The organism is Ideonella sp. P3_A4 (assembly GCF_056403075.1).
In genome coordinates this window covers 1-6,691 of record NZ_JBFUGE010000339.1, presented here as the reverse complement: position 1 = coordinate 6,691, position 6,691 = coordinate 1, and the positions used below count along the sequence as shown (strand labels likewise).

The 6,691-nt window shown below is 66.4% G+C and carries 7 protein-coding genes; all 7 read left to right on the top strand.

Annotation, left to right across the window (positions count from 1 at the left end):
- Positions 1-571 (top strand): prephenate dehydratase (locus AC1DYI_RS23365; protein WP_477206523.1); only part of this gene is annotated, 571 nt, incomplete at its 5' end.
- Between the two features lie 13 nt (positions 572-584).
- Complete coding sequence (locus AC1DYI_RS23360; RefSeq protein WP_477206524.1) at positions 585-1,466, top strand: prephenate dehydrogenase; 882 nt, start codon at positions 585-587, stop codon at positions 1,464-1,466.
- Positions 1,467-1,508: 42 nt separating this feature from the next.
- Positions 1,509-3,518: a bifunctional 3-phosphoshikimate 1-carboxyvinyltransferase/cytidylate kinase gene (locus AC1DYI_RS23355; protein WP_477206522.1), complete on the top strand. Its 2,010-nt coding sequence runs from the start codon at positions 1,509-1,511 to the stop codon at positions 3,516-3,518.
- A 153-nt stretch (positions 3,519-3,671) separates the two neighbouring features.
- The gene (gene rpsA / locus AC1DYI_RS23350; protein ID WP_477206521.1) at positions 3,672-5,393 is read left to right on the top strand and encodes a 30S ribosomal protein S1; all 1,722 of its coding nucleotides are present in this window, start codon (positions 3,672-3,674) and stop codon (positions 5,391-5,393) included.
- Positions 5,394-5,445: 52 nt separating this feature from the next.
- Positions 5,446-5,769 carry an integration host factor subunit beta gene (locus tag AC1DYI_RS23345; protein ID WP_477206520.1) on the top strand — a complete coding sequence of 108 codons (324 nt, stop codon included), beginning with the start codon at positions 5,446-5,448 and terminating at the stop codon, positions 5,767-5,769.
- Between the two features lie 100 nt (positions 5,770-5,869).
- Positions 5,870-6,181: a LapA family protein gene (locus AC1DYI_RS23340; RefSeq protein ID WP_477206519.1), complete on the top strand. Its 312-nt coding sequence runs from the start codon at positions 5,870-5,872 to the stop codon at positions 6,179-6,181.
- Positions 6,171-6,691: tetratricopeptide repeat protein (locus tag AC1DYI_RS23335; RefSeq protein ID WP_477206518.1), on the top strand; the 521-nt coding region annotated here is incomplete at its 3' end. The genes AC1DYI_RS23340 and AC1DYI_RS23335, both read left to right, overlap by 11 nt.

Genomic DNA, 6,691 nt, shown 5'->3' with positions numbered 1-6,691 from the left:
CCTGCTGCGCAAAGAGAACACGCTCGACGGCATCGAGGTCGTCTGCGCGCACCCGCAGGCACTGGCGCAATGCCATGGATGGCTGTCGAACCACCTGCCGCATGCCGAGCGCCGCCCGGCGTCGAGCAATGCCGAAGGTGCACGACAGGCATCACTGGACCCGAAGATGGCGGCCATTGCCAGCGTGCGTGCCGGCAGCGAATACGGCCTGCACCTGGTCGCGCCGGCGATCCAGGACGACCCGCACAACCGCACTCGCTTCGCGATCGTCACCGACCCGCACCGCCACCCGGCGCCCAAGGCCTCGGGCCACGACTGCACCAGCCTGATCGTGTCGGTGACCAACCGGCCCGGCGCGGTGCATGACATGCTGGTGCCGCTGAAACAACACGGCGTGTCGATGACACGCTTCGAATCACGCCCTGCCCGATCAGGCCAGTGGGAGTACTACTTCTACATCGACCTGCAAGGCCACCCGGATGAACCGCATGTGAGCACCGCGCTGAAGGCGCTGCGCGACGCCTGCGCCTTCTTCAAGGTACTGGGCACCTACCCGCTGGACGTTCACTGACCGCATGCCGACGATGTTCAAGCAGCTGGGGCTGATAGGTTGTGGCTTGATGGGCGGCTCATTCGCGCTCGCGATGAAGCAGGCCGGCCTGGTCGAGCGCATCATCGGCTACAGCAAGTCGCCGTCGACCACCGAGCGCGCGCGCCAGATGGGTGTGATCGACCAGGCCGCCGAATCGGCGCTGCTGGCCGTGTCGGGCTCCGACATCGTGCTGCTGGCCGTGCCGGTGGCCGCCACCGACATCACCTTCCGCGCGATCCGCCATCTGGTGAACCCAGACGTGCTGTTCATGGACGTGGGCAGCACCAAACGCGATGTGGTCGACGCCGCGCGCCGCGTGTTGAAAGAGCGTGTCAGCGCGTTCGTACCGGCCCACCCGATCACCGGCAAGGAACTGGCCGGCGTGCAGTACGCCGATGTCGACCTGTACAAGGACCGCCAGGTCATCTTGACGCCCATCACCCAAACGTCGCCCGTGCTGCTCGACAAGGCGCGCGCGGTGTGGGGCGCCCTCGGTTGCCATGTGCAAGAGATGACGCCCGAAGCGCACGACGCGGCCTTTGCCGCCGTGAGCCACCTGCCGCATCTGCTGGCCTTTGCCTACTTCACCGGCATCCTGCAGCAGAAGGAAAGCGAGCAGTTCCTCGCACTGGCCGGCCCCGGCTTTCGCGATTTCACCCGCATTGCTGCGAGCGACCCGGCCATCTGGCGCGACATCCTGATCGCCAACCGCGAAGAGATCTTGAAGCAAAGCGAACGCTTCCGCGGCGCCCTGGGCGTGCTGGAACAAGTGTTGCGTGATTGCCAGGGCGAGGCGCTGGAAGCGCTGGTCACCGGTGTCTCGCACACACGCAGCCACTGGCGCATGGGTGCCGGCAAGACCCTCAAGAAATAGCTGACGAACTGTCTTTCGCTTTCCCGGCCGGCCGGGCCTGCCATGTATTCAACCGCCTTCCTCGATCTCCCTCCCCTGGTCCGCGCTGGCGGCACCGTGCGCCTGCCCGGCTCCAAGAGCATCTCCAACCGGGTGCTGCTGCTGGCGGGCCTGGCCGAGGGCACGACGGCGGTGCACGACCTGCTGGATTCCGACGACACCCGCGTGATGCTCGACGCGCTGGCCGCGCTGGGATGCACGCTGGTGCGTGAAGGCGAAGCGTTGCAGGTGACTGGCATTGGCGGCCAGCTGCGCACGCGTGAGGCGGCGCTGTTCCTGGGCAATGCCGGCACCGCCATGCGGCCGCTGACCGCCGCGCTGGCCGTGCTGGCCGCCACGCAAGGCGGAACTTTCGAGCTGAGTGGCGTGCCGCGCATGCACGAGCGGCCGATTGGCGACCTGGTGGACGCGCTGCGCCAGCTGGGCTGCCCAGTGGCGGACCTTGGCCGCGCCGGCTACCCGCCGCTGCGGGTGGGTGACGGTGCCTCGCATGCGTTGAACACCGACGCGCCGATCCGCGTGCGCGGTGATGTGTCGAGCCAGTTTCTGACCGCGCTGTTGCTGGCGCTGCCGCTGGTGGCCAGCGACCGCGCCGTCACGATCGAGGTCGACGGCGAGCTGATCTCCAAGCCCTACATCGACATCACGCTGCGCCTGCTCGAACGCTTCGGCATCGCGGTGCAGCGGGATCAGTACGCCAGGTTCGTCATCCCGCAGGGCTCGCGCTACCAGTCGCCCGGCAGCATCCACGTCGAGGGCGATGCGTCTTCAGCTTCGTACTTCGTCGCGATGGGCGCAATAGCCGGCACCGACGTGCCGGTGCGCATCGAGGGCGTCGGGCTCGATTCGATCCAGGGCGACATCCGCTTCGTCGACGCGGCCCGTGCGATGGGCGCACAGGTCGATGGTGGCCCAGGTTGGCTCGAAGTGCGCCGCGGCGCGTGGCCGTTGAAGGCCCTGACGCTGGACTGCAACCACATCCCCGACGCGGCGATGACGCTGGCGGTGATGGCGCTTTATGCCGACGGCCCAACCCGGCTGACGGGCATCGCCAGCTGGCGCGTGAAAGAGACCGACCGCATCGCCGCGATGGCCGCCGAGCTGCGCAAGCTGGGCGCCGCCGTCGTCGACGGCGCCGATTTCATCGAGGTATCGCCGCCCAAGCGCTGGCAAGCGGCGGCATTGCACACCTACGACGACCACCGCATGGCGATGTGCGGCTCGCTTGCGGCCTTCAATCCGCTCGCCGTCGGCGCCAACGTGCCGGTGCGCATCGTCGATCCGCGCTGCGTGGGCAAGACCTTCCCAGACTACTTCGAAGCCCTGTTCGACCTCGTCACACCGGCGGTCAACAGCGTGCCGGTGCTCACGGTCGACGGCCCCACCGCGTCCGGCAAGGGCACGCTGGCAGCCGAACTGGCCCACAAGCTCGGGTACCACCTGCTCGATTCTGGTGCGCTGTACCGCGCAACGGCCCTGGCCGCGCAGGACGCGGGCATCTCGCTGGAAGACGAACCGGCGTTGGCGGAGCTAGCCGCCCGGCTGGAGGTGCATTTCACCGGCCACCAGGTGTTCCTGGCCGGACGCGACATCACCGACCCGCTGCGGCTCGAATCCACCGGCGGCATGGCTTCGCGCGTTTCCGTGCACCCGGCCGTCCGCAAGGCGCTGCACGGCCTGCAGCTGAGCTTCCGCCGGGCGCCCGGCTTGGTCGCCGACGGGCGCGACATGGGCACCGTCGTCTTCCCCGAGGCCGACCTCAAGGTTTTCCTCACCGCGAGCGCCGACGCGCGCGCCGAGCGACGCTATAAGCAATTGATTTCCAAGGGAAATTCGGCTAATATCGACAGTCTTCGGGCTGATTTGCAGATGCGCGACGAGCGGGACAAAAACCGCGCCGTCGCCCCGCTCAAGCCAGCCGAAGACGCGATGCTGCTGGACAACTCCAGCCTTTCGGTTGAATCGTCAGTCGAACAGGTCATGAGTTGGTGGCAACAGCGCCGACCTTTCTGAGCGCAAGTCAGACGGGTCGTTAACCGGGCCCACCGCCCTTCCCTCCAGGTGCTGCATGCGCCGATCGAGGGCGGTGAACTCATCAACCTAACCCCTGCGGTGTCACCCACTGCAAGCCCCGGTTCATTGCAAACCGGCCCCAAGGAAATCCACATGTCCCAGACTCAAGTCGCCGCCAGCACCGGTGGTGAATCGTTCGCCGCCATGTTCGAGGAAAGCCTGCAGCGCTCTGAAATGCGCTCGGGCGAGGTCATTACCGCCGAGGTGGTGCGCATCGAGCACAGTTTCGTGGTCGTCAATGCCGGCCTGAAGAGCGAAGCCTATGTGCCGATCGACGAATTCAAGAACGACACGGGCGAGATCGAGGTCCAGGTTGGCGACTTCGTGTCGGTGGCCATCGACGCTGTCGAGAACGGCTACGGCGACACCATCCTGTCGCGCGACAAGGCCAAGCGCCTGGCCTCGTGGCTCTCGCTGGAAACCGCGCTGGAATCCGGCGACTTCGTCACCGGCACCGTCTCCGGCAAGGTCAAGGGCGGCCTGACCGTCCTGGTCAACGGCATCCGCGCCTTCCTGCCCGGCTCGCTGCTCGACACACGTCCGGTCAAGGACATGAGCCCGTTCGAGGGCAAGACCATGGAGTTCAAGGTCATCAAGCTCGACCGCAAGCGCAACAACGTCGTGTTGTCGCGCCGCGCTGTGGTCGAAGCCTCGATGGGCGAAGAACGCGCCAAGCTGCTCGAAACCCTGTCCGAAGGCGCCATCGTCAACGGCGTGGTCAAGAACATCACCGAATACGGTGCGTTCGTCGACCTGGGCGGCATCGACGGTCTGCTGCACATCACCGACATGGCCTGGCGCCGTGTCCGTCACCCGAGCGAAGTGGTCACCGTCGGCCAGGAACTGCAGGCCAAGGTCCTGAAGTTCGACGCCGAGAAGAACCGCGTTTCGCTGGGCATCAAGCAGCTGGGCGATGACCCGTGGATGGGCGTGGCCCGCCGCTACCCGACCGGCACCCGCCTGTTCGGCAAGGTCACCAACATCGCCGACTACGGTGCGTTCGTCGAGATCGAACCCGGCATCGAAGGCCTGGTGCACGTCTCCGAAATGGACTGGACCAACAAGAACGTCGCCCCGTCCAAGGTCGTGACCCTGGGCGAAGAAGTCGAAGTCATGGTCCTCGAGATCGACGAAGACAAGCGCCGCATTTCGCTGGGCATGAAGCAGTGCAAGGCGAACCCGTGGGAAGAGTTCAGCGCGACCGTCAAGCGCGGCGACAAGGTCAAGGGCCCGATCAAGTCGATCACCGACTTCGGCGTCTTCGTGGGCCTGGCTGCCGGTATCGACGGCCTGGTGCACCTGTCCGACTTGTCGTGGCACGAAGCTGGCGAAACCGCTGTGCGCAACTACAAGAAGGGCCAGGAAGTCGAGGCCGTGGTGCTGGGCATCGATGTCGAGCGCGAGCGCATTTCGCTGGGCATCAAGCAGCTGGACGGCGACCCGTTTGCCACCTTCACCTCGGTCAATGACCGCGGCATGCTGGTCAACGGCGTGGTCAAGACGGTTGATCCGCGCGGCGCCGAAGTGCAACTCGCCGACGACGTGCTGGGCTACCTGCGCGCTTCCGAAATCAGCCGCGACCGCGTCGAAGACGCGCGCAACGTGCTGAAGGAAGGCGACGAAGTCTCGGTGATGATCGTCAACGTGGACCGCAAGACGCGCAACATCCAGCTGTCGATCAAGGCCAAGGACCAGGTCGACCAGCAGGAAGCCATGCAGCGCCTGTCGGCTTCCAACGAGCGCGAAACCGCTGGCACCACCAGCCTGGGCGCCCTGCTGCGTGCCAAGCTGGACAACCAGAACAACAACGGCTGATCGGCCGCTGTTCGTTGCCGCCAACACGCACTGCTGACCCAGACGACGCCTCATGACCAGATCCGATCTCGTTGCCAAGCTCGCGGACAAGTTCGCGCAACTGACGCAACGCGACACCGAGTTCGCGGTCAAGACGATCCTCGACGCAATGTCCGACGCGCTGGCGCGCGGGCACCGCATCGAGATCCGGGGCTTCGGCAGCTTCTCGATCAACCGTCGCCCGCCGCGCGTGGGCCGCAACCCGCGCAGCGGCGAGCAGGTGACGATCCCCGAGAAGCTGGTGCCGCACTTCAAGCCGGGCAAAGCCCTGCGCGAAGGCGTGGACGCCAGTCTGCCGGCCGAAACGCCGGTGGCCGAGGAAGCCCCGAGCGTCTGATCCCAGCCGTTGCTTGCAGCAACAACCAGGGCCCCGCAAGGGGCCCTTTTCATTTCCGCAATCCGATCGCACGGCGAGCCTGTTCGTAGAATCGGCAGCAATGCGCTTCCTCACCTGGCTCGTCCGGGCCTTCATCTTTTTTTCGCTGTTCGCCTTCTCGCTGCACAACCAGCAGCCGGCGCAGGTGAACTGGGCGTTCGGCTACGCCTGGAATGCGCCGATGGTCATCATCGTGCTCGCGGCCTTCGCGGCCGGCACGGTGTTCGGCGTGCTGGCGATGACACCCAGTTGGTGGAAGCATCGCCGCCTGGCCCGCAAGCTTGCGCCCGACGCCGGCCTGACCCAGCCGCCCCCCGCGCCCACCGAAGCCTCGCGCGAACCGCAGCAACCCGTGATCCCCGATGGAGTTTGACCTGCTGTATTGGTGGTTGCTGGCCCTGCCGGCGGCCTTTGCGGTGGGTTGGCTGGCATCGCGCCTGGACCTGCGCCAACTCAAGCGCGAGAACCGCGAATCACCCAAGGCCTATTTCAAAGGCCTGAACCTGCTGCTCAACGAACAGCAGGACAAGGCGATCGACGCTTTCATCGAGGCCGTGCAGCACGACCCCGAAACCAGCGAGCTGCACTTCGCACTCGGCAACCTGTTCCGCCGCCGCGGCGAGTTCGAGCGCGCAGTACGCGTGCACCAGCACCTGCTCGGCCGCTCCGACCTGGCGGTGAGCGAGCGCGACCGCGCCCAGCACGCGCTGGCGCAAGACTTCATGAAGGCCGGCTTGTTCGACCGCGCCGAGCAGGCCTACCGCGCGCTGAAGGGCACGGCCTTCGACACCGAGGCTCAGCTGGCCCTGCTGAACCTCTATGAACGCTCGCGCGACTGGTCGGCGGCGGCCGAGACCGCCGCCGCGCTGGAGCGCAGTGGCAC